At 66.6% G+C, this 23313-nt stretch carries 19 protein-coding genes; 10 read left to right on the forward strand and 9 right to left on the reverse strand.

Features of this window, described 5'->3' with window-relative positions; translation table 11 throughout:
* Positions 1 to 87: 87 nt before the first annotated feature.
* Together AB3X10_RS21450 and AB3X10_RS21455 are read right to left on the reverse strand one after the other, a co-directional pair.
* Entirely contained in the window at positions 88 to 414 is a 327-nt protein-coding gene (locus AB3X10_RS21450; RefSeq protein ID WP_369977409.1) for a hypothetical protein, read from the reverse strand.
* Positions 414 to 4943, reverse strand: coding sequence for a DUF6531 domain-containing protein (locus AB3X10_RS21455; RefSeq protein ID WP_369977410.1), 4530 nt, complete (start codon positions 4941 to 4943; stop codon positions 414 to 416). Before AB3X10_RS21455 ends, AB3X10_RS21450 begins: the two co-directional genes overlap by 1 nt.
* 756 nt (positions 4944 to 5699) lie before the next feature.
* Between AB3X10_RS21455 and AB3X10_RS21460 the strand changes: the two genes are divergently transcribed.
* Genes AB3X10_RS21460 through AB3X10_RS21470 form a run of 3 tightly spaced genes read left to right on the forward strand, consistent with a single transcriptional unit; the run spans position 5700 to position 7683 of the window.
* Positions 5700 to 6257 (forward strand): TetR/AcrR family transcriptional regulator, encoded by a 558-nt coding sequence (locus AB3X10_RS21460; RefSeq protein ID WP_369977411.1) that lies wholly within the window; start codon positions 5700 to 5702, stop codon positions 6255 to 6257.
* Between the two features lie 26 nt (positions 6258 to 6283).
* Positions 6284 to 7528, forward strand: a complete 1245-nt coding sequence (locus tag AB3X10_RS21465; RefSeq protein WP_369977412.1) for a DUF418 domain-containing protein — start codon at positions 6284 to 6286, stop codon at positions 7526 to 7528.
* An 8-nt stretch (positions 7529 to 7536) separates the two neighbouring features.
* A complete protein-coding gene (locus tag AB3X10_RS21470) occupies positions 7537 to 7683 on the forward strand; it encodes a hypothetical protein (protein WP_369977413.1) in 147 nt (48 codons plus the stop codon).
* 287 nt (positions 7684 to 7970) lie between these two features.
* On the opposite strand, the gene AB3X10_RS21475 is transcribed toward AB3X10_RS21470, so the two are convergent.
* The 5 genes from AB3X10_RS21475 to AB3X10_RS21495 all read right to left on the reverse strand — a co-directional run bounded on the left by AB3X10_RS21475 (position 7971) and on the right by AB3X10_RS21495 (position 14217).
* Positions 7971 to 8369 carry a SymE family type I addiction module toxin gene (locus AB3X10_RS21475; protein WP_369977414.1) on the reverse strand — a complete coding sequence of 133 codons (399 nt, stop codon included), beginning with the start codon at positions 8367 to 8369 and terminating at the stop codon, positions 7971 to 7973.
* A 455-nt stretch (positions 8370 to 8824) separates the two neighbouring features.
* A complete protein-coding gene (locus AB3X10_RS21480; RefSeq protein WP_369977415.1) occupies positions 8825 to 10225 on the reverse strand; it encodes a hypothetical protein in 1401 nt (466 codons plus the stop codon).
* Between the two features lie 22 nt (positions 10226 to 10247).
* Entirely contained in the window at positions 10248 to 11087 is an 840-nt protein-coding gene (locus AB3X10_RS21485; protein ID WP_369977416.1) for an NrdJb, read from the reverse strand.
* Between the two features lie 92 nt (positions 11088 to 11179).
* Positions 11180 to 11869: a hypothetical protein gene (locus tag AB3X10_RS21490; RefSeq protein ID WP_369977417.1), complete on the reverse strand. Its 690-nt coding sequence runs from the start codon at positions 11867 to 11869 to the stop codon at positions 11180 to 11182.
* Between the two features lie 194 nt (positions 11870 to 12063).
* Positions 12064 to 14217 carry an adenosylcobalamin-dependent ribonucleoside-diphosphate reductase gene (locus tag AB3X10_RS21495; RefSeq protein ID WP_369977418.1) on the reverse strand — a complete coding sequence of 718 codons (2154 nt, stop codon included), beginning with the start codon at positions 14215 to 14217 and terminating at the stop codon, positions 12064 to 12066.
* Positions 14218 to 14694: 477 nt separating this feature from the next.
* On the opposite strand from AB3X10_RS21495, the gene AB3X10_RS21500 reads away from it, so the two are divergent.
* The 7 genes from AB3X10_RS21500 to AB3X10_RS21530 all read left to right on the forward strand — a co-directional run bounded on the left by AB3X10_RS21500 (position 14695) and on the right by AB3X10_RS21530 (position 21528).
* On the forward strand, positions 14695 to 16140 hold the full coding sequence (locus AB3X10_RS21500; RefSeq protein WP_369977419.1) for a Do family serine endopeptidase: 1446 nt from the start codon (positions 14695 to 14697) through the stop codon (positions 16138 to 16140).
* A 504-nt stretch (positions 16141 to 16644) separates the two neighbouring features.
* Positions 16645 to 17013 (forward strand): hypothetical protein, encoded by a 369-nt coding sequence (locus AB3X10_RS21505; RefSeq protein ID WP_046979703.1) that lies wholly within the window; start codon positions 16645 to 16647, stop codon positions 17011 to 17013.
* A gap of 5 nt (positions 17014 to 17018) precedes the next feature.
* Positions 17019 to 17510 (forward strand): phage holin family protein, encoded by a 492-nt coding sequence (locus tag AB3X10_RS21510; RefSeq protein WP_369977420.1) that lies wholly within the window; start codon positions 17019 to 17021, stop codon positions 17508 to 17510.
* Entirely contained in the window at positions 17507 to 17956 is a 450-nt protein-coding gene (locus tag AB3X10_RS21515; RefSeq protein WP_369977421.1) for a hypothetical protein, read from the forward strand. The genes AB3X10_RS21510 and AB3X10_RS21515 overlap by 4 nt, the downstream gene beginning before the upstream one ends.
* Before the next feature lie 157 nt (positions 17957 to 18113).
* Positions 18114 to 19235, forward strand: a complete 1122-nt coding sequence (locus AB3X10_RS21520; RefSeq protein WP_369977422.1) for an AI-2E family transporter — start codon at positions 18114 to 18116, stop codon at positions 19233 to 19235.
* Between the two features lie 111 nt (positions 19236 to 19346).
* Positions 19347 to 20081, forward strand: coding sequence for an HAD family hydrolase (locus tag AB3X10_RS21525; RefSeq protein ID WP_369977423.1), 735 nt, complete (start codon positions 19347 to 19349; stop codon positions 20079 to 20081).
* 76 nt (positions 20082 to 20157) lie between these two features.
* The gene (locus AB3X10_RS21530) at positions 20158 to 21528 is read left to right on the forward strand and encodes a leucyl aminopeptidase family protein (RefSeq protein WP_369977424.1); all 1371 of its coding nucleotides are present in this window, start codon (positions 20158 to 20160) and stop codon (positions 21526 to 21528) included.
* A 374-nt stretch (positions 21529 to 21902) separates the two neighbouring features.
* On the opposite strand, the gene AB3X10_RS21535 is transcribed toward AB3X10_RS21530, so the two are convergent.
* Together AB3X10_RS21535 and AB3X10_RS21540 are read right to left on the reverse strand one after the other, a co-directional pair.
* Positions 21903 to 22649, reverse strand: coding sequence for an anti-sigma factor family protein (locus AB3X10_RS21535; RefSeq protein WP_369977425.1), 747 nt, complete (start codon positions 22647 to 22649; stop codon positions 21903 to 21905).
* Positions 22646 to 23161 carry an RNA polymerase sigma factor gene (locus AB3X10_RS21540; protein ID WP_369977426.1) on the reverse strand — a complete coding sequence of 172 codons (516 nt, stop codon included), beginning with the start codon at positions 23159 to 23161 and terminating at the stop codon, positions 22646 to 22648. The genes AB3X10_RS21535 and AB3X10_RS21540 overlap by 4 nt, the downstream gene beginning before the upstream one ends.
* Positions 23162 to 23313: the final 152 nt, after the last annotated feature.

The following is a 23313-nucleotide window of genomic DNA, read 5'->3' on the forward strand; positions in this document are numbered from 1 at the left end:
CAAAAAAACCTCCCCGCAAGGACTATGCTGACACTCCTAGCGACCGCACCACGAACTGCTAATTCCAGAGCGCAATCCGCGAACTATTCAGTCCTCGAAATATGGCTCACCAGATGGCCAGAAAAATGTATAGCCATTTTTTTTCGCAATCCGCTTTAATACCACGTCCACATCTGATGCCTGCTTCAGCGCATGAACTCCATCTATACCGTGAATCTCTATATCTTGCTCAGCGAGCCCCAAAAGCTCTATGACGCAGACGGCAGCGCCCTCGTCAAATTGAAAATTCACATTTTTTGACTCAATACGCACTGGAGCAAAAATCCTGACTTTGAACTCTTCCAAAGCCGCGTCGTCGGCGCCAGAAAAAAGAAGCGCTCTTTCTGCCACCAATTCACCACGATAATTTGTCATTACTCATACCCCATACATTGACGGTAGCTAGTATTTGCCGCCTCATAACACGCCATTCTTTTTCTTGGCGAAAGCCCATAACAAGTATTCAATATACTATCCTTCAATGCCTGACAGTTTTTCCGCAACTCATCATCCTCAGAACACTGATTATTGACATTATTGAGCTTTGAGCTGACCAAGCTCCCCACCCTACTCATCATTCCAAACTGGGACGCGTCGTAAAGAGTGTTGAGAATTTTCTCGTCAAGCGGAACTTCTACCGTAGGCCGAGCCTCATTTCGATCCCAACCAAACAATCTGCTGACTGGAATATCATTTTCGATAGCTCCATCAGCGTTTCTTGCGGCATAGGGTCCTATCGCTCTGGCAGCTTCCGAGCCTACCATCGCACTAGATTGCAGCCCATATAAATCTCTTGCAACCAAAGGTCTCGCTTCAACATAAGCAAACGTGCTATTGCCCGCCGCCATCCCGATCGGATCGCTTTGTCCATAGCGGCCCGTGCCCGTATCGTAGTCCCGGAAATAGTTCTGGTTCAGCCCCGTCGCACTGTCATAGCGCTGGCCGGGAAAACGCATGCCGAACACGAACGCCGTGCCATCGCGATCCGCGTCTTGGTCCGGTAGGGTGTTGCCGAAGGCCTCGCCCTTGATGTCCCAGGTCCAGATCGCCACGTCGCGCGCCGGGTCGATGACCGTGCGCGGGGTGCCGAGGTGGTCAGGCTGGATGTAGTTCAACGAGGTGCCTGCCAGCACGCCCACCGGCAGGTCGTCGAGCCAGATGGCTTGCTGGAGCGCCTTGCCGTTGCTGTCGTAGTCGCCCAGCCAGTGGCCGGCTTCGTCGTAAAGCGTGTAGGTGTTGGTTGTGCCCAGGAAGCGGCGCACCTGTTCGCCGCGGTCGTTGTAGCGGTACTCCATCGCCAGCGTGCCGCTGCGCTTGGCCTGGCTCAGGCGTCCGGTCGCGTCGTAGGCGAACTCGCGTGCCGTGCCGTCGATGGCCGTGGTGTTGCCCGCGGCGTCGTAGCTGCGCGCGGCGCTGGCCACGCTCGCCAGGCGATGGCTGTCGGTCGGGTAGCCGTAGGTCTGGGCGCTGCCGTTGACCTGGGCGCTCAGCCGGTTGCCGGTGGCGTCGTAGCTGTAGCCGTCGATCACCGTGCCGGTCGGGCCGTCCTTGAACGCGGTCAAGCGGTCCAGATTGTCGTAGCCCAGGCTCACGACCGGCGCGGTGTTGCCCGGCGCGGTCAGCGCGGTGAGGTTGCCGACCGGGTCGAAGGCGAAGCCGATATTGAGACCGTCGCTGCGGCTGTCCTGGATCGCCAGCGGGCGGTAGTCCTGGTCCAGCGCGCGCTGCAGCGGCCGGCCGTTGCCGTAGGACCAGCCGGCGCTGGGGCCGAACGGGTAGTAGGTCGCACCACCGAGCAACTTCTGCCGCGCGCCGCCTGCGGCCGTGACGCCGACGTCCGTCGCCTGCCCCAACGCGTTGCGCACGTAGTCCACCACCGCGCCGTCCGGATACGTCACCCGGCTCAGGCGCCCGCCTTTGGTGTAGGCGTAGCGCACGGTCAGCGCCTTGCCGTTGGTGGTCTGCACCTTGCGCACCACGCGCCCGAAGCGGTCGTAGCAATACTGGGTCAGGCCGCTGCCGTCCTGCAGCTTGCTCAGGCGCCCCAGCGCGAAGGTTTCGCCGGCGGGGCAGACGGTCTGGCTGGCATCGTAGGTGTAGGTCGCGATCAGCGCCTTGTCCGCGTAGGTCGCCTTGGCCAGGCGGCCGAGCGCGTCGTAGACGTAGTTGGTCTTGGTGTTGCGTGCGTCGGTCCGGGTCGCCAGGTTGCCGGCGCTGTTGTAGGTGTAGCTGGTCACGCCGGTGTCGGGGCTGGTCAGTTTGAGCAGGTCGCCCAGGCCGTTGTATTGGTAGCTCGTCGCCAGGCCCTTGGGGTCGGTGACCTTGGTGGTGCGGTCCAGCGCGTCGTAGTCGAACTGGGTCTTCGCGGCGATGCCACCGACGTCCTGCAGCACCTGCTTGACCCGGTCCAGCGGGTCGTAATCGGTCTGCGTCTTGCGCTTGAGCGCGTCGGTCACCAACTGCACGTTGCCGTTGCTGTCGTAGGTGAAGTCGGTGGGGTCGGCCTCGGCGGTGGCCTGCGTGGCCAGTTGGCCGAGCTTGTTGTAGATCCGCGACAGCGTGTGCTTGAGCGTGCCGGACGCGTCCTTGGTGTCTTCCTTGGCCCGGTTGCCGGAGGCGTCCAGCGTGTAGTGGATCGCGTTGCCGGCGCCATCGGTGACGTCGGTCAGGCGGTGCGCGGCGTCGTAGCCGTAGGTGACGAAGGTGCCGTCCGGATCGGTGACCTTGCTGACGTTGCCGACCGCATCGTAGGCGACGAGCGTGGCCTGGTCCTGGTCCGACGGCGTGCCGTCGGCATTCGCGCGCAACGTGCTCGATGCCGCCCAGCCGCGCGGGGTGTAGGCGAGATCGCGGATCAGGCCATTGGCGTCCTGGGTGCGCGTCGGGCGGCCGTTGCGGTCGTAGGCCACATAGGTGGTGGCGCGGCCCAGCGCATCGACCACTTGATACAGGTCCCCGGCGCGATGGCAGGCGCCGCCGACGCTGGCGCAGCCGGATTCGTCGGTGGTCAGGTAGTAGCGATAGGTGGTGGTGTCGGCCACGTCGGTGCGCGGGCCGTCCTGGCTCAGCACCAGGCCGATCTGCGGGCACTGCGTGCCATCGACGGTATCGCAGTAGCTGGTGAGCCACTGGCGCACGCCGGCCGGCGCGTTGGCCGCGCTTCCGCAGCTGTAGCTCATGGCCGCGGACACGGTTGGATCCACCTGGCAACGCGCCGTTTGCTGGCCGCGTGCGTTGTAGGCCCAGGCCGACTTGGCGGCCGTGGCGCCGGCAGCGTCGAGCACGATGCGGGTCAGCGGCACGCGCAGGCTGGTATTCCACGTGGTGTTGGTCGTGCGCTGCTGGGCGGTGCCGGACGCATCGACCTGCTGGGTCAGCAGGCCGCCGGCCGCGTAGGTCGTCTTGGTGACCGTGCCCTTGAAGTCCGTCATCGACGCCGGATACCCGTTGTCGTCGTAAGTCAGTGCTTTCCAGGGTTGATTGCACTGTTCGCCGCAGGCCACACCCGCGCCGGTCGGCTTCATCGCGCCGTAGCCGCTGTCGGTATAGGTCAAATAGACCTGCGTTCCCAGCGGCGAGGTCACCGTGGCCGGAATGCCCCAGTTGGAGGTGGATGCGGAATACGCCACCTGCGTCGTATCGACATTGCCGGCGAAGCTGGAGGAAATCGCTTTGCCGTTGCTGGCATAGCCGGTGTTCTCGAAGCGCACGCCCTTCTCGTCGATGACGCCGGTCAGCGCGGTCGGCAGGTTCGCATTCGAGGTGAGCGACGGCTCGTTGTAGACGTATTGGCGCGCCTTGCCGTCCGGATACTGCACGGAGGTCAGGTTGCCGGTGCTGTCGTAACCGTAGGTCAGCGTGCCGCCATCGGGCAGGGTGACCGTGGTCAACCGATTGGTGCTGTCGTAGGCGAAGCCGAGCGAGCGACCGCCGGCATCGGTGACCCGCTGCAGCAGGTTCGGCGGCGGCTTGCTGCCGGGCACCGGCGGCAGGTCGCTGTAGTCCAGGGTCAGCACGGTCTGGCCCATGCGATCGAAGACCGAGCGCAGCAGGCCGGCGGTGTCGTAGATCTCGGTCTGCTGGGTCGCTGCCACGGCCAGGGAGTAGCCCAGCAGCACACCTGCGCTGTCGCGGCGCTCGGTCAGGGTGTCGGGCATGTCCGGATCGGTGGCCCATCCGCCGTTGCTCGGGCGAAACCGTTCCAGGCCACCGTCCGGCCGGCGAACATCAATGCGGCTGCCGTCGTCAGCCTTACCGGACAGCAGCACGTCCAGGGTGCGCTCGAAGGAATGGCGCCACTGGTTGCCCAGTGCGACCTGAGTGACGAACGTCTTGCTGTTGTAGAAGCGGCGCAGGGTCAGCCAGGTCGGCGAATCGTAATCGGTGTCCTGACGGAACAGGTTGCCGGTGGCGGTGTTGATCGGGTCGCCTTCGAAGGGCGTGCCCCGATGCGCGCCATCGCGCTTCAGCGCGGCATCGCCGCTGCTGCCGTGCGGACCGGTGTTGTCGCCCGCCTGCCCCAAGCCACCGGTGCACAGCGTGTTGCAGGTGCCGGCGTTCTTGACCGGCTGGCCCTGTCCCGCGATGTTGTCGTTGGCATAGACATTGCCCCACCAATATCCATTGCGATACACCTTCGCGGCGGTGTAGCCGTCGCTGTAGGTAGCCGTCATCGTCGGCGTCACGCAGTCGGGCTGCGAACTGCACAGGTTGTAGGCGCTGTCGTACAGATATTGAACCGCGGCGCCGACAGTCGGAAACGAGACCGAGCCGGCCGAATACGGGGGGCCGTACTGGCGCTGCGGCGTCACAGCAAAACTGGATGGGACACTCAGTACGCCAGCAAGCAGCAACAGGCAGGCCACGCCGATACGGCGGAACAGACGAACGCGGGGGTTCGGCATAGCATCATCCTTGAGCTTCGATAGCGTTGTAGGCGGGCAACCGCGGTGCGCGGGCATTGCCCGGCGCCGACAAAGCTTACCGATGTTTGTTGCAAATTCTGAGACGGCTTGAACATTTTTGTGGGAGCCGGCCTGACCCGTCATCGACCGACAAACGGTGGCGCACGCCTCAGCCGCCGGCTCCTCTCGCCATGTCCAGGACCCTGCCAAGCCCATGGTTGGGTCGAGGCGCGAGCAGCCAACCGCCAACGGGGAACGTCATGGTGTCTGGTCGGCCTGGAAGTGAACCCGACCCCTTCACCCCTCGAAATGGCAGAACAGACAGTGACCTTAGCAGGCACGAGTAGCCGAGCAGCGGCCTCCGAAACCTCCACTCCGAGGCCGCTTCCGGCCAGAAGAAGAAGTTCAGAAAGTGCTGCGAGACCTCGCCCGAAAGAGGGAACTTCAGGAGGTTCCTACTGATCGCTTCGCAACCCTGAGCATCCCTTCCGGCCACTATGGGGAGTAGCACATCGATCGAACGTTTGGCCCCGCCCCGCGTACTCCGTGATGGCTAGGATCAGCACGATCCACGGCAAGGCCTGGACCTTTGCCGCCAGCACCGAACACGCCTGAGTTCAAGCGCCGGGCCAGCCAAGCCAAACGCGATGCCACGCCTGCTCCCGGCGATGTCGTGGGTAGGGTCCGCCTGCGCTTGACTTGAAATGATACTTACCGGTCTATATCATCCGCCGGGAATCCACCGCCGGAGTGATCATGAGCAAGGTTCGCGAGCGCATCCTGGATGTCGCCACCAATCTGTTCTATCGGCAGGGGATTCAGGCGGTCGGCGTGGACGCCATCATCAGCACCGCGGAAGTCGCCCGCATGAGCTTCTATCGGCACTTTCGGTCGAAGGAAGGTCTGGCGTTGGCGGTGCTGGAGCGGCACGACGAACGACTCTGCGCCTGGTTCGAGCAGGAGGTCGAGCGCTTGGCGCCCGATGCAAATCTGCGGCCGCTGGCAGTGTTCGACGCCTTGGCGATGCGCCTGGCCAGCCCCGACTACCGCGGTTGCACCTTCCTCAACACCATCGCCGAGACGCCGCTGCCCAGCCACGCACTGCATCGGGCTGCGGCTGCGCACAAGCACCGCTTCGAGGCCTACTTCGCCCGTTTGTTGCGAGCGGCCGGGCTGGACGAAAGCGCGGCCGGCGATCTCATGCTGCTGTTCGACGGGGCCGTGGTCACCGCGGTTCGCGAAGGAAACCCGACCCCCGCCACGCGGGCAAAAAACATGGCGGCGCGGGTGCTCGGCATCGCGCCGGCGAACTGAGTCAGTGTCTTACTGAGAGAGTAGCTATGTCTGCGGAAGTTGTGTCGCAAGACCCGGTCGCTCGCGGCGAACGGTTGTTGCAATTGGATGTGCTGCGCGGTCTGGCCTTGTTCGGCGTGCTGCTGGTCAATATCGGTTACTTCTGCGGTGCCGATTTGGCGCGGGAAGCCGGGGTCGCCTATCCGCTGGGAGACTTCGGTGGCTTGGCCGGCGACCTCGTTAGGGTGCTGTTGGAGAACAAGGCGGCGGCGCTGCTGTCGATCCTGTTCGGTGCTGGCCTCGCCATCCAGGCCGATCGTGCGTCCGACAAGGGTCAGTCGCGCTGGCCGTTTGCGCTGCGTCGCAGCGCGGTGCTCGCCCTGCTGGGCAGCGTGCACACGTTCTTGTTGTGGAACGTCGACATCCTGCTCGACTACGCACTGATCAGCTTGATGGTTCTGCCCTTCCTGCGGCTGTCGGCCGGCCGGGTGTTGTGGGCGATCCCGGTGGTGCTGATCGTCTCGGCGGTGATTGCCGGTCCGATGCAGGCGCTTGCAACGGATCTGCCGCCGGCGCAAACCTACACCCTTGGTCTCCAGCACTATGGGCAAGGTGGGTGGCTCGACGCCCTGCAATACCGATGGTGGGAAACGCTGCATGTGATCGGCCCGATGCGTATCGCCAATCGCTTCATCATCCTGGCGCCGTTCTTCATCGTCGGCGTTGCGGCCTGGAAGGGCGGATGGCTTTCGGCGCCGGACGCGCATCGGCGCCGGCTGCGGCAGGTCTTCGTGCTCTGCTTCAGCTTCGGGCTGGTGGCCAACGCGGTGCCGCAGGAGGCGCTGCATGCCTGGGTGAATCAGCTTGCGCTGCAGCCGCTGCGGGTCTTGATCAAGGCGACCTTCTTCTTCGCCAAGTTCGCGCTGACCCTGGGCTACGCGGCCGGCATCCTGTTGCTGCTGCAGCGATCGCGCTGGCGCGTGTGGCTGGGTGTGTTCGCGCCGCTCGGTCGCATGGCGCTGACCCAATACCTGCTGCAGTCGCTGGTCTGCACATGGATCTTCTACGGCTTCGGTCTGGGCCAGTACGGGCGGATGCCACTCGACCTGGCGCTGGCGCTGGGCGTGCTGCTGTTCGCTATGCAGGTGATCAGCAGCCGCTGGTGGTTGGCGCGCTTCAGCATCGGCCCGGTGGAGTGGCTGTGGCGGCGATTGAGCTACGGCGGCATTCGCCAGCGCCCACCGGCGCTCGCAGCGGCCGGGGCGGAGGCTGAACAGGCCCGAAGCCGGTAGCGTGGGTGATGCCGCGTCGCGGCATTAGCGCCGTGTTTTTTGCGCCTGTCGGCGTGGTGGTGTGCGGGCGGATTCAGCGCCATGAGCGCGTCGCTGCGGCCGCCGGCGTCGACAAGACCCGGATACTGGCCGGCTACGCGGCCTTCTTTGGCTGAGCGCTGGCAGAACTCCCAGGGCCGACTAAATTGGGAGGATTGCGCCGAACGAAGCTGAAGAAGACCTTGCCCATGCTGCTACACCCGATCCATCACGGCAAGGGAATGTTATGGCCCGCTACCGTCACGTTGATTACAGCCCACAACTGCTTCCGGGTACCAACAAGACACGCATCGTCATCTCTCGGCGCCTCCGAACATCAACGTTGTACTCCATCAGGCTGCAGCCCGCAGCCACACTGGCCGGTGCGCCGACCGCCAGAAAGCCAGCCGGCGCGACGGCTCGCTCAGGACGCGTTGCGCTCGGAAGCGGGCGTGATCACCAGCGCACCATCGACGATGGCGATGCGCGGCTTGCTGCCCGGCGCGAAGCCCAACGCTTCCAGCCACTGGCCGCTCAGGCGCAGGGTGGGAATGCGCTGGCTCTGCCGGCGGCCGTCCACCAGCACGTCGTGGCAGGTGTAGCCGATGGTGCACTGCGCGGGCTGGCGCGGACCCGGCGCGCGCTTGGGCGGCAGCTCGTCTTCCGTCGGAACCGGTTTGAACAGCGTGGTGTATCGCAGGTCGCCGAGCGATAGCCCTAGCATCTGTGAGGTGTTGGCAGACGCGTCGAACGGGTTTGCTGGTTTGCGGATGCGACGACTGGGAGTGACAGTGCTTTTGGGTGCGGTTGCTTTGCGGGACATGCGAGGCTCCTTTGGTAAGGAAGTCCGCTCCCCGACGCCAATCAGGGTGGCGGACGGTGCGCGATTGGCGTACCGGCCAAAGGTCCGGCGAGCCCGAAGGCTCCCGCGCACCGCCCGCCGTAAATCGGCAGAGCATTCGCCGTCGTCGATGCAGCCAATAAAAAAGCGCCGGACATCGAAAGATGGGCGCTGGATGCGCCTTTGGGCACGGGACACCAATCCCGGCTGCGCGATTTGACGCAGCGATTAAATATTGCTGTGCGCGAAAGCCGTTGTCAAATAACTTTGTAGACAGAAATTACTATATCTATCTACGGCAATTCCATTCTGACCCTGTTACTCACCCTGACGCAACCAGAACAACGCCGTCGCGCACTTCCGAAATACGAAACCATCTGTTTACATGCCGTGCGTCATGAAGACCAATACAATCGATTAATCTCCTCACCTCCAAATCAGAAAATCTTTCTGGATATCTCACCAGCAATATTCAACCCAGCGCGATGATCACTCGCGGTTTTTGCTATTGTGAATGCATACCGTGCATCATCATGATAAACCACCTTGTAATGCTTGCCATCCTCAGAAATTGAAAAGCCGAATTCTTCGAGAACTTTTCTTGTTGCACGGTCCATATCTTTGTAAGAACGCAGAGCCGCCTTGATTTCCGAGTCAATACGCCCGCCATTCCCTCGCCTATCATTTACCTTAAGAAGGGAGTCAATCAAATGCAGCCTTCGACTTTCTGGAGGCACATAACCCTTATACTGCTCAAGCGCATCAATCAGAATATCAATAGTCTCACCGTCGTAGAAATCTCGCTCAGGGCCAGACTTGAGAAGCTCACCGCCCGTTGCAGCTCCTTGGGGCCTACTACTCGTAGCAAGCGCTCTCGCAAGCTCACGTTCAAGCTCATCAATGCGATCTTGTTTCGCAGAAATCTCGTCATCGAAAGCCTTTGTGTAGGCCTCTACGTCAGCATTCCCCTGATTCCGAACAAGCTCTATTCGATGTTTTGCGAGCTGCTCCCTTAGATAAAGCCAACCCAATTTAGAAGGCACACGACGATGGACAGAAGCATTTCTTACTGATCGCCAAATATCAAGAATCAATTCTTTTGGATTTTCTCCAGGGACAGGAAAGAAATTCCATCGCTCCGCACCATCTGGCCAATAAATTCCAATATTACCTCCGTAGACGGCTGCTCGCCCCACCAAACTTCTCAGCGAAATAGAGAATCTACGGCTTGGCTCGCAGACGACATGAGCTGCTCCGGAGACGAACCTCACCAGCCGCTCTGGATCCAGACCCAAGCGCTCATCATACCCCCGACTGATATAAATGATTGGCAAAGAATTACGAGCCTCACCAGTCATCAGCGCTGCAGCAACAGCAGGACTTGAGTCAGGCAGTGGAATAGCTTTATCAGCCACAGGGATATCGCCATCATCGCCACCCCCAAGTTCACCCAAAAGCATCTTTATGAGATGAGGCTTTCTGGCTGGAGGCAACCGAGGGACACCGCCTTCTTTATCGCAGGAAACCTGGACGCCTACAAAAATTTTCTCATCTATCCGAGTACAGCTAAGAGTCGTTACCCACTCAATTTTCTCGTCTGATATTTGCGAGTAACGAATTCCAGCAGATATAGACTCCCCACCACCTGATACTATGAGCGTCGAAACACGCTCGTCGCCCAAGATGAAGTCCTGCTCATCGTTATGATCAGGAAGACATAGAGCCGAAAGCTTAATTTTTGAGTGGGGACTACCAGCAATCCATCTATGGCCAAGTTTTACAACCTCAGCAACACTAACCCCTTGTTTCAGGGGGAAATGGGTCGAGTAGCTAATCATTGATTGCTTCCTAGCATATCTGTTACCCGCACTTCGAATACCCGCAATTCAAACAAGTCGCACATCCGTCCATGATCACCAGGGCCTTGGTGTTGCACTTGTGGCACATCGTGGCCGACGGCGGGAAACTCGCGCCGTCGCCGGTGACGGCGATGTCTTCTTCGTGGTCGGCGGTGGAGTCGGCGGTTGCCGTACCCTCATCCGCCCTGCGGGCACCTTCTCCCGTAGGAGAAGGAGCAGCGGGCTTCACTTCACTGTTTTTTTTTGAGCGGTCTTCGTACTGCTTGCGCTTTTCGTTGATCAGCGCGCGCTGGTGGTCGCTCATCTCCGGGTCGTGCAGCAGGCCAATGGACTTCATGTGCTCTTCGACGATGCTGCCCAGTTCGGCCACCAGCGAGGGCATGTACACGCCGCCGGCCTTGAAGTAGCCGCCCTTGGGGTCGAACACGGCCTTCATCTCGTCGACCAGGAAGGTGACGTCGCCGCCCTTGCGGAACACCGCGGACATGATGCGGGTCAGCGCCACGATCCACTGGAAGTGTTCCATGGACTTGGAGTTGACGAAGATCTCGAACGGGCGGCGCAGTTCGTGCTCGGTGCCGGCGTTGAGCACGATGTCGTTGAGGGTCACGTACATGGCGTGTTCCACCAACGGCGATTTGATCTTGTAGGTGCTGCCGATCAGCACGTCCGGGCGCTCGATGCGCTCGTGCATGTGGATGATGTTGTCCACCGGGGTCTCGGCCTCGGCGGTGGCGCGGTCGATCGACGCGGCGGGCACCGGCGGTGCGGCCTCGCGCGCCTTGTCTTCGGCGGTGACGACGGCGTAGCCCTTGATTTTCTTGTCGATCTTGACGGCCATGGTGCGTTCCTGGTGTGCGTGTCGTATTGGGCGCGCGTCCCGCGCGCTGCCTCTCTCCCGCGCACGGGAGAGAGGGTGCAGCGTGGGACGGCTTACTTCTTGGCGCGGGTGGCCGCGGCCTTCTTGCCGGCGCTCTTGCGCACGGCGGTCTTCTTCACCGCGGCGGTCTTCCTGGCGACCTTGGCGGTGCTCTTCTTGGCGGCCTTGGCGACCTTCTTCACTGCCTTCTTGGCCGAGGCCTTCTTCACCGCGACGCTCTTCTTGACCGCGGTCTTCTTGGCGGCCAGCGACTTCTTGGCCACGGCCTTCTTCGCGGCGACCTTCTTGACCGCCTTCTTCGCCACGGCCTTCTTGGCCGGGGCCTTCTTCACTGCGGCCTTCTTGGTGGCCGTCTTCTTGGCGGCGGCTTTCTTGGCCGGCGCCTTCTTCGCGGCGGCCTTCTTGGCGGTCTTCTTGCCGGCCTTCTTCAGCGCGGCGGCTTCGGACTGGGCGCTGGCCTTGGCCGCTTCCAGCTTCTTGCGCGCGTTGGCGACGGTCTTCTTCACCGACTTGCCGGCCTTCTCGGCGCGCTTGGCCACGGCCTTCTCGGCCTTCTTGACCGCCTTGCGGGTCTTGGCGACCTGGTCCTGCACGCGCTTCTGCACGTTCTCGGCGGTCTGCTTGACGCTGGCGACGGCGTCGCTGGCGGTGGCGGCGATCGCTTCGCCGACGTTGCTGGCGGTCTCTTTCACGTTCTCGGCGACTTGCGTCAGCGTCGCCGTCACACCATTACCGTTGCTCATAAAAAACCCTCCTCAGGGTGTCAGTGTTTATGTAACGCGGGCGATGCTATACCGATTGAAGTGAAGCGTGGAACCGGATGTGGCGACAAACGATGGGCGGTAGGGAAGCGTTGGGGAACGCCGGCGCGCGGCCACCCCGGTTTCCCGCCGCCGCGGCGCCCCCCCGTCGCCACGGGGGACGCGCGAGACGGCCGTCAGAACTTGCCGTAATACCCTTCTTTCAGCGCATCGAACAGGTTGGCGGCGGTGTGCATCTCGCCGTCGTATTCGATCTGCTCGTTGCCCTTCACTTCCACCACGCTGCCGTCTTCCAGTTCGAAGCGGTAGGTGGTGTTCTCCAGGTCCGCCTCCTTGACCAGCACGCCCTGGAAGGCCGCCGGGTTGAAGCGGAAGGTGGTGCAGCCCTTCAGCCCCTGCTGGTGGGCGTAGCGGTAGATGTCCTTGAACTGCTCGTAGGGGTAGTCGGTGGGGACGTTGGCGGTCTTGGAGATGGAGCTGTCCACCCACTTCTGCGCCGCGGCCTGCACGTCCACGTGTTCCTTGGGGTGGATGTCGTCGGCGGAGATGAAGTAGTCCGGCAGCTGCGCGTCGGCGGCCTCGGCGAACGGCATCGCCTTGGCGTTGACCAGGTGGCGGTAGGCCAGCAGTTCGAAGGAGAACACGTCCACCTTCTCCTTGGACTTCTTGCCCTCGCGGATCACGTTGCGGCTGTAGTGGTGGGCGAAGCTGGGCTCGATGCCGTTGGAGGCGTTGTTGGCCAGGCTCAGCGAGATGGTGCCGGTGGGGGCGATGGAGCTGTGGTGGGTGAAGCGCGCGCCGACCTCGGCCAGCTCGTCCACCAGTTCCGGCGCCACTTCGGCGATGCGCTGCATGTAGCGGCTGTACTTGGCGTGCAGCAGCTTGCCTTCGATCTGCTGGCCCACGCGCCAGCCGTCCTTCGCCATCTCCGGGCGCTGGCGCAGCATCGCGGCGGTGACCTCGAAGGTCTCCTGCATGATCGGGGCCGGGCCCTTCTCCTTGGCCAGGGTCAGCGCGGTCTCCCAGCCGGCCACCGCCATCTCGCGGGCGATGGCTTCGGTGAACTCGCACGAGGCCGGGCTGCCGTACTTCATCTGCAGCATGGTCATGGTCGAGCCCAGGCCGAGGAAGCCCATGCCGTGGCGGCGCTTGCGCAGGATCTCGTCGCGCTGCTGCTGCAGCGGCAGGCCGTTGACCTCGACCACGTTGTCGAGCATGCGGGTGAACACGCGCACCACTTCCTTGTATTCCTCCCAGTCGAAGCGCGCCTGGGCGGTGAACGGGTCGCGCACGAAGTTGGTGAGGTTGATCGAGCCGAGCAGGCAGGCGCCGTACGGCGGCAGCGGCTGCTCGCCGCAGGGGTTGGTGGCGCGGATGTTCTCGCACCACCAGTTGTTGTTCATCTCATTGACGCGGTCGATCAGGATGAAGCCCGGCTCGGCGTAGTCGTAGGTGGAGACCATGATCATGTCCCACAGGTGGCGGGCGCGGATCTGCCCGTACACCTTGCACGCGACCAGGCCGTCGTCGCGGACGATGTAGTTGCTGTGGGTGGGCCAGTCGCGCCAGACCACCGCGCTGGCGTCGGCCAGGTCGATGTCGGCCTCTTCCTTGCGGTTGACCGGGAACACCAGCGGCCAGTCGGCGTCGTTCTCCACCGCCTGCATGAAGCCGTCGGTGATCAGCAGCGACAGGTTGAACTGGCGCAGGCGCCCGTCCTCGCGCTTGGCGCGGATGAAGTCCTTCACGTCCGGGTGCGACACGTCGAAGGTGCCCATCTGCGCGCCGCGGCGGCCGCCGGCCGAGGACACGGTGAAGCACATCTTGTCGAAGATATCCATGAACGACATCGGCCCGGAGGTGTAGGCGCCGGCGCCGGCCACGAACGCGCCGCGCGGGCGCAGCGTGCTGAACTCGTAGCCGATGCCGCAGCCGGCCTTGAGGGTCAGGCCGGCTTCGTGGACCTTCTCCAGGATGCCGTCCATCGAGTCGGTGATGGTGCCCGATACGGTGCAGTTGATGGTGCTGGTGGCCGGCTTGTGTTCCAGCGCGCCGGCGTTGGAGGTGATGCGCCCGGCCGGGATCGCGCCGCGGCGCAGCGCCCAGGCGAAGCGCTCGAACCAGTAGGCGCGCTTTTCCTCGGTGGCCTCGGCGTCGGCCAGCGCCCGCGCCACGCGCTGGTAGGTGCCGTCGATGTCGGCATCCAGCGGCTCGCCCTGCTTGGTCTTCAGGCGGTACTTCTTGTCCCAGATATCCTGCGACGCAGGCTGCATCGGGATGGGGTTCTGCTTGGACTCGGTCTGGACGACTTCCAGGCGCACCGTGCTCATTCTTTTCTGTTCTCCTCGAACCTGTCCCGATGGGGCGGATGGGGGTGGCCGTCCGCCGTGTCTCTTAGTTGTAAACCGCTTGCGCTGCGCGACGACGACAGCCGCGGCAGCGCGCGCGGCGCCACCCTTCGGCCGGATGGGAATGCGTAGGGCGTTCGAAGGCCCGTCTCACGTTCACGCCATGCGTCACTGCGCGCGCCCCCTGGGATGTGAACACCCAGTGAAAACCCCTAGTTGTTGGGTCGGTCTGCCGCCCTACCGCTACATGTAGTGGCAAAACGAAGACGTCAAGCTAACCCTGGGCGGGCCCGCTGTCAACGCCGGAACCGGGGTCGAGCGGCGCCGCCATACGCCGCCGTGGGTTTGCCCGGCGCCGGGCTTTCACTGGCGGTTAAACGCCGCGCGTTCATCTTGATTTATGCGCCCCGGCGCCCATCTGCCTTGCGTCTCCCGCCGCGTCATCCGGAACCCCGACCCATGCGACCGTTGCCCACGCTGCTGACCCTGACCGCCGCCGCTGCCTTCGGCGGCTTCGCCGCCACCGCGATCAACGCGCAACTGGACAACCGCGCCAACGCCGCGCCCGCCCCGGCCCCGCCGGTGGCGCAGACCGTGGCCGGCAGCGCGGCCCTGCCCGCCTCGGTGGCCGGCCAGCCGCTGCCGTCGCTGGCGCCGATGCTGCAGCAGACCATGCCGGCGGTGGTCAGCATCAACACCAAGCAGGTGGTGCGGGTGCGCAATCCCTACTTCGCCGATCCGTTCTTCCGGCGCCTGTTCCCGGACATCCCGCAGGAGCGGATCAACGAGTCGCTGGGCTCGGGGGTGATCATCGACGCCAAGAACGGCTACGTGCTGACCAACCACCACGTGGTGGAGAACGCCGACGACGTGCAGGTGACCCTGGCCGACGGGCGCAGCTTCAAGGCCGAGTTCATGGGCTCGGACGCGGACACCGACGTGGCGCTGATCCGGATCAAGGCCGACAAGCTCACCGAGATCCGCCTGGGCGACAGCAGCAAGCTGCGCGTGGGCGACTTCGTGGTGGCGATCGGCAACCCGTTCGGCTTCACCCAGACGGTGACCTCGGGCATCGTCTCGGCGATGGGCCGCAACGGCATCCGCGGCCTGGGCTACCAGAACTTCATCCAGACCGACGCTTCGATCAACCCGGGCAACTCCGGCGGCGCGCTGGTCGACCTGCACGGCGAGCTGGTCGGCATCAACACCGCCAGCTTCAACCCGCAGGGCAGCATGGCCGGCAACATCGGCCTGGGCCTGGCGATCCCGTCGAACCTGGCGCGCGCGGTGGTCGATCAGCTGCTGAAGAACAACGGGGTGATGATCCGCGGCACCCTCGGCATCGAGACCCAGAACCTGACCGCGCAGATGGCGCAGGGCCTGGGCCTGGACGCGCCGCGCGGCGCGCTGGTGACGCGGGTGCTGACCGGCTCGGCCGCGGCCGGCGCGGGGCTGCAGCCCGGCGACGTGGTGGTGGGCGCCAACGGCGAGCGCCTGGACAGCGCCGAGGCGCTGCACAACTACGAAGGCCTGCAGCCGGTGGGCAGCACGGTGACGCTGGACGTTCGCCGCGACGGCAAGCCGCTGCAGATCAAGGCCACCTTGAAGGAGCAGCCGCGCGCGGTGAGCGGCGAGGCGCTGGACCCGCGCCTGGGCGGCGCCAGCTTCACCGACCTGCCCGAGTCGCTGCGCCAGTCCGGCATCAACGGGGTGCTGGTCGGCACCGTGGCGCGCGGCAGCCGCGCGGCGCGCAACGGCCTGGCCAGCGGCGACATCGTGATGGCCGCCTCCACCGGCGAGTTCGCCGACCTGGCCAGCTTCCGCGCCAACTTCGCGCGCAAGCCGGCGCAGCTGGTGCTGCGCGTGGTGCGCGGTGGGGCGCAGGCGGATTTGTTGATGCAGTGAGGGTTGGGGGCTGCGGCCTCCGGCGGTTGCGGGATCGTTGGAGCTTGCGGCTTCGTTCGTCGCGGCTGAAGCCGCTCCTACAGAAAAGCGTGCGGCCGGCTGGCTGGGTGCGCTGTGGGAGGTGCTTCAGCCCCGACAGGGCACCACGCCGGCCGGGCTTGTGGCTTCGTTCGTCGCGACTGAAGTCGCTCCCACAATTAAAGCGCGCGGCGTTCTGGCTTGGGTGCACTGTAGGAGGAGCTTCAGCCCCGACAGGGTCCGGCGCCGGCCGGGTTTGCGGCTTCGCTTGTCGCGGCTGAAGCCGCTACTACAAAAAAAGCGGGCGGGGCTGTGGGCGGCGCGCGGTGCGGGCTGTACTTGGACATAATGCCGTTCGGCCAGGCCGTCGGCACGCCGCGCGGGCGTAACAAGCTCTACACCGCGTCGATGCTATTTCTCTGGATCGCGATCCGCGAACCGCCTGCCGCGCGCAGGTATGCCCCTACCACCGTCAGGAGACACGCGATGAATGCCAATCCCACCAATACCGAAAACCTCAAGGACAACCTCAGCGAAGCCGGTTCGCACCTGAAGTCGGCCGCCAGCTACGCCGGCGAAGCGATCAAGGGCGCCGCCGGTGCCGCGGGCGACGAACTGAAGCTGGGCAAGGCCAACGTCAAGGCCGAGCTGTCCGACAGCGCGCTGTCCGGGCTGGCCGCTGCCGAGTTCGGCGGTGCCGCGGCGAAGGAACAGGTGGACGTGCTGCTGGACAAGGGCCGCGACCTGATCGACAGCGCCGCCGAGCTGATCCGCGAGCGCCCGCTGGCCTCCTTCGGCGTGGCCTTCGCCACCGGCTGGATCATCGCCAAGCTGGCGCGCAGCAGCGACAAGTAAGCCACGTGAGCGATCAGCAGGCCCGCGACGGCGCCGCGGCCGCGCCCGATCCGGCGGCGGCCGAGCGGCCGTCGCTGGAGGAATCGTTCCGCGAATTCGGCACGGCCGGCCGCGAGGGCCTGACCGCCACCCTGGAAGCCGGCCGCGCGCTGCGCAAGCTGGTGGTGGCGGACCTGGCGCTGGCGCGCGCGGCCATGGCCCGTGCGCTGGTGTGGCTGACCATCGCGGTGGCGTTCGGCGCCTCGGCGTGGATGCTGCTGATGGGCGCGCTGATCGCGGTGCTGCAGCGGCTTGGCTGGTCGTGGCTGGCGTCGATTTCGGCGACCGCCGCGTTCAGCCTGGTGGTCACCGCGCTGGGCGCGTGGCAGGCGCTGCGCTATTTCGAGATGAGCAAGCTCGACGCCACCCGCCGCCAGTTGGCGAAGCTGGGCATCGGCGGCGAGGACGAGGACAACGCCGGCGGCAACGCGTCCGCGGCAAGCGAGGCGGGCCGATGAAGCTGGATCAACTGCAGCACCGCATCGCCCGCGCCGAGACGGTGCTGGAAGGCCGCCAGCAGCAGATGCAGACGCAGTGGACCACGCTGCAGCGCGTCTGGCGCGAAGGCTGGACGCCGCTGCGCATCGTCGCGGTGGGGCTGGGCGCCGGCTTCCTGGCCGGGCGCGCCGAACCGGCCGCGGCGATCGGCAAGATCGGCGGCGCGCGCTGGCTGCAGATGCTCAGCGCGGTCTCCAGCCTGCTGACCGCGACCAAGGTCAAGGAGGCCTCCGACCAGGCCGAGCGCGCGGCGGACACCGCGCAGGACGCGGTCGACGCGGCCGAGACGCCGGCACCGGCCGATCCCGGCCCGCGCCCGCACGCGCCCGCCGCGGCACCGACCGGCGTCCCCGGCCAGGCGCCACCGCACGCGGCCGAAGCGGCCACCGAACTGTCCGAACGCTGAGCGCGGCACCGCGGCCGCGGCGGTTGGCCGCGGCCGCCACGCCGCCTTCATTTCGCCCGGGCCAGGATCGGCCTACACTCCGCGTCCCCCCTTTTCCCGCCGAACGGTGCGCGTCCGCAGGACGTGCGCCAGGGGCGCCGTACGCAGCGCAGGTCCGATGAACGCTTTCCCCGAATCCGTGGCCGACGCCGGCGACGTGGCCCCGCCACCCGAGGACGCGCTGCCGCCGCCGCCCGCCCCGCGCCCGCGCGGCCCGGTGTCGCTGGTGGTGCTGGCGACGCTGGCGGTGGGCTACACGCTGTGGGCGGCGCAGGAGGTGATCCTGCCGATCCTGCTGGCCGCGTTCTTCGCCCTGGTCGGCAATCCGATCCTGCGCGTGCTGCAGCGGCTGTACGTGCCGCGCTTCCTCGCCGCGCTGCTGGTGCTGCTGTCGGGCATGGCGGTGGCGACCACGCTGACCATGCAGCTGGCCGGCCCGGCCGCCGAGTGGGTGCAGCAGGCGCCCGGGCAGATGCGCCACATCGCCACCCAGGTGCGCGACCTGACCAAGCCGATGCAGCAGGCCAACCAGGCCGCGGAGAATTTCGCGCGCGCCGCCGGCGGCGAGAGCGGGCGCCGGGTGCAGGTGATCCGCACGCAGATGGACGACCCGTACAAGGCGCTGGTGCGCACCCCGCGGCTGGCGGCCTCGGCACTGGCGGTGGTGCTGCTGACGTTCTTCTTCATGGTGTTCGGCGAGAACCTGCAGCGCCACGCGATCGCGCTGCTGCCGAACCGCCAGCAGCAGAAGTTCACCACCGACATCCTGCGCTCGATCGAGCGCGAGGTGTCGCGCTACGTGCTGACCATCAGCGTCATCAACACCCTGGTCGGGCTGATCTTCGCCGGCATCCTGGTGCTGCTGAAGATCCCGCTGCAGGAAGCGCTGCTGTGGGGCACGGTGGTGGCGCTGCTGAACTTCGCCCCGTACGTGGGCCCGCTGATCGGCGCGATCCTGATGCTGCTGATGGGCTTCGTGGAATTCCGCGACCCGCTGAGCGCGGCGCTGCCGGCGCTCCTGTACCTGGCGCTGCACATGCTCGAAGGCCAGGTGGTGACGCCGATCGTGCTCGGCCGGCGCATGGCGATCTCGCCGCTGATGCTGATCCTGGCGCTGATGCTGTTCGGCTGGCTGTGGGGCATGATCGGGTTGCTGCTGGCGGTGCCGCTGCTGGTGTGCATCAAGATGGTGCTGGCGCGGGTGGAAGGCATGCAGCGCTGGGCCAGGTTGCTGGAGTGAGGCCGGGACACGGGACCGGGAACCGGGGACTCGGGAAAGCGATCGGCGCGGTGCCGCAGCCCAAGCGCGTGTCTACCTGGAGCGACGGCCGCTGCGGCCGGTTGGCGTAAAATGCTGCGAGTGACTTCCTTGCCTTCCTTCCCCGTTCGCGCGATCACGCTGGACCTGGACGACACGCTGTGGCCGTTCGCGCCGATCGGCGCGCGCATCGAGCAGGTGCTGCACGACTGGCTGCTGCAGCACAGTCCGCGCACCGCCGAGATGTTTCCGGTCGCGGCGATGCGCCAGCTGCGCGATGAGGTGTTCGCCGCGCATCCGCACCTGGTCCACGACCTGAGCGAGATGCGGCGCCTGACCCTGCGCCGCGCGCTGCGCGACAGCGGCGCCGACGAGGCGCTGGCGGAGCCGGCATTCGCGGTGTTCTACGCCGCGCGCAACCAGGTGGAATGCTATCCGGACAGCATCGCGGCGCTGCAACGGATCGCCGCGCGCGTGCCGGTGGCGGCGCTGAGCAACGGCAACGCCGACCTGGCCACGATCGGCCTGGCGCCGCATTTCGCGTTCCAGCTCAGCGCGCGCGAGCACGGCGCGGCCAAGCCGGACCCGAGCATCTTCCACGCCGCCTGCGCGCGCCTGGGCCTGCCCTGCGCGCAGGTGCTGCACGTCGGCGACCACATCGAGATGGACGTGGTCGGCGCGATGCAGGCCGGGCTGCGCGGCTGCTGGATCAACCGCGACGCGCAGGCCTGGCATCCGCCCACGCCGCCGGACCTGCACTTCCACACGCTCACCGGCCTGGCCGATTGGCTGGACGCGACCCAGCCGGCCGCCGGAGCGCACGCATGAGCGCGGCCCGCCGCCGTCTTCCTTTCGCCCAGGCCGCGCCCGCCGCCGGCCGCGCCCGCCCCACAAGGACTTGCTGATGTCCCTGCCTTCCGGCTTCACCGATGCCTCCGCCCACGCGTTGCCGCTGCATGTGCTGGACCGCGAACGCCTGGCCGAATGGCGCGCGGCGCAGGCGCCGGCCTGGGTGGCGTGGCTGGACGCGCAGCAGTTCGTGGCCGCGCCCGGCACCGCGCTGCTGCTGCCCGGCGCCGACGGCGTGGCCGCGGCGGTGCTCGGCGTCGGCGACCGCGGCGATGCCTACGCCTACGCGCATGCGCCGCTGGCGCTGCCCCCCGGCAGCACCTGGCGCCTGGCCAGCGCGCTGAGCGAAGAGGAACAGGACGCGCTGCAACTGGGCTGGGGCCTGGGCAGCTACCGCTACGCCCGCTACAAGCAGCCGGCGCGGCTGCCGGCGAAGCTGCTGGCGACGCCGGGCGCGGAAGTGCGCGACCTGCTCGAGGCCTGCGTGCGCGTGCGCGACTGGGTCAACACGCCCACCGAGGACATGGGCCCGGACCAGCTGGAAGCCGCTGCGCGCGCGCTCGCCGAAGCGCATGGCGCGCAGTGCGACAGCATCGTCGGCGAGGCGCTGCTGAGCCGCAATTTCCCGGCGATCCACGCGGTCGGCCGCGCCTCGCATCGCGCACCGCGGCTGATCGTGCTGCGCTGGGGCGAGGACGCGCACCCGCACGTGGCGCTGGTCGGCAAGGGCGTGTGCTTCGACACCGGCGGCCTGGACCTGAAGCCGGCCGACGGCATGCGCCACATGAAGAAGGACATGGGCGGCGCGGCGCATGCGCTGGCGCTGGCCGGGCTGGTGATGGCGCAGCGGCTGCCGCTGCGGCTGACGGTGCTGATCCCGGCGGTGGAGAACGCGGTCGGCCCGGACGCGTTCCGCCCCGGCGACGTGCTCGCCACCCGCCAGGGCATCAGCGTGGAAGTGGACAACACCGACGCCGAAGGCCGGCTGGTGCTGTGCGACGCGCTGACCTACGCCAGCGAGCAGGCGCCGGACGCGATCCTGGATTTCGCCACGCTGACCGGCGCGGCGCGGGTGGCGCTGGGCCCGGACCTGCCGGCGCTCTTTTCCAACGACGACGCGCTGGCGCAGGCCTGGCTCGACGCCGGCGAACGCAGCCGCGATCCGGTCTGGCGCATGCCGCTGTGGCGCCCTTACCTGCGCTACCTGACCAGCTCGGTCGCCGACCTGGCCAACGCCGGCTCGCGCATGGCCGGCGCGGTGACCGCGGCGCTGTACCTGGAGCGCTTCGTGCCGGCGCGGCAGGCCTGGGCGCACCTGGACGTGTACGCCTGGAACGACAGCGACCGCCCCGGCCGCCCCGCCGGCGGCGAAGCGCTGGCGCTGCGCTCGGCCTACGCGATGCTGAAGGCGCGCTACGCCGGGTAAGGCTTGGGAGGTGGCGCGGCGAAGGCGCGGCCGGGAGGCCGCCGACGCGCGCTGGCCCCTGTAGGAGCGGCTTCAGCCGCGACAGACAGCTGGAACCGCGCGCGTTCCCGACGCCGCTGGTCGCGGCTGAAGCCGCTCCTACAAAGGCCGGGGTTGCGCTGCGGCACCGCTGCCTCGCTCGTTGTGGGAGGGACTTCAGTCTCGACGCTTTTTGTCGGCGGCACCTGTACCGCTTCGTTCGTCGCGACTGAAGTTGCTCCCACAGGGAGCGCGCGGCCTGCTCGCTGGGTGCACTGTAGGAGGGACTTCAGTCCCGACGCGTCTCCCTGAAAGCAGACGCATCGCTTCGCTGCATGCGCCGCGTTGCGGCCGGCTCAGCCCTGCCCGCGCAGCAGCGGGGCGATCTGGCGCATGCGGGTCTGCGTGGCCGGGCCGACCAGGGCGAAGGCGGTGTCGCCTTCGGACCAGTACTGCGCCAGCAGGCGGCCGTCGCGGCGCTCGCCGTCGCCGAGGCGGGCGCTGCGCGGGCGCAGGTACAGGCCGATGCGCGCGCCGGCGGCGTCCTGGTAGACCAGCATCGCCGCGGCGCCTTCGGGCGTGGACAGCAGGCGCCCGCCGCGCAGCGCGAAGCCCTGCGCCCGCAGGTCGGGCACCGCGCCGGCGGCGCCGAAGTGGGTGCGCAGCCAGCCCTGCAAGGCCGCCCGCCGCGCCGGGTCGAATTCCAGCGGTTGCTCGCCGTCGGCGAACAGGCGGTACGCCGCCACCGCGTCGGCCATCGGCAGGCGCTCGCCGCTCAGGCGGCTGTCGCGCAACTGCCAGCCCAGCGTGGTGCCCAGGCCGAGCATCAGCACGCAGCTGGCGGCCATGGCGGCCAGCGTGCGGCGCCGCTGGCGCACGCGGCGGCGCAGCGCGGGCACGCGCAATGCGGGGTTGGGCGGCATCGCCTCGGCGCCGGCCCAGGCCGCGCGCAGCGCGTCGGCGTCCTGCTTCCAGCCGGCCACGCGCGCGGCCTGCGCGGGATGGGCCTGCAGCCACGCCGCCACCTGCGCGCGGCGCGCCGGGTCCAGGCGGCCGTCGACATAGGCATGCAGGGTTTCGTCGTCGGGGCGCAGTCCGGTCATTTGAGCACTCGCAAGGCAGGGCCGCCGGCGCCGCGGCCTTCGCCGATCTGGCGCAGTTTGTCGCGGGCGCGCGACAGCCGCGACATCACCGTGCCGATCGGCAGGTCCAGCGCGGTGGCGGCGTCGCGGTAGCTGAACCCCTCGACGCTGACCAGCAACAGCAGCGCGCGCTGTTCGGCCGGCAGTTGCGCGAAGGCGGCCAGCATCGCGCGGCCGTCGTGGACCTGTTCGGCGGACGGCGCCTGGGTCGGCTGCTGCGGCGCGAACAGGGCCAGCACCCGCTGCCAGCGCTGCGCGCGCCGGCGCGCATCGACGAACTGCCGGTACACGATCGCGAACAGCCACGGCTGCAGCGCCTCGGCGTCGCGGCGCGTGGACCAGCGCCGCAGCGCGCGCTCCAGCGCGGCCTGGACCAGGTCGTCGGCGCTGGCCGCATCGCCGCTCAGCGACTGGGCGAAGCGCCGCAGCCGGGGCATGAGCGCACGCAGGGATTCGTCGTCGAGTTCGTGCATGGCAGGGGCGTGCGGCAGCGCTCGGGCAAGGGTCGTCACGGGTAGGACGCACGGCGGGGCGGATTATTCCCTGGCCGGGGTTAGCCGCCTGTCTGGGCCGGTTGCGCGCATTCGATCGTGCGGCGGGCAGGCGGCGAGAACGCTCCACGCCG

The sequence above is a fragment of the Xanthomonas sp. DAR 80977 genome, from assembly GCF_041240605.1.
GTDB lineage: Bacteria > Pseudomonadota > Gammaproteobacteria > Xanthomonadales > Xanthomonadaceae > Xanthomonas_A > Xanthomonas_A bundabergensis.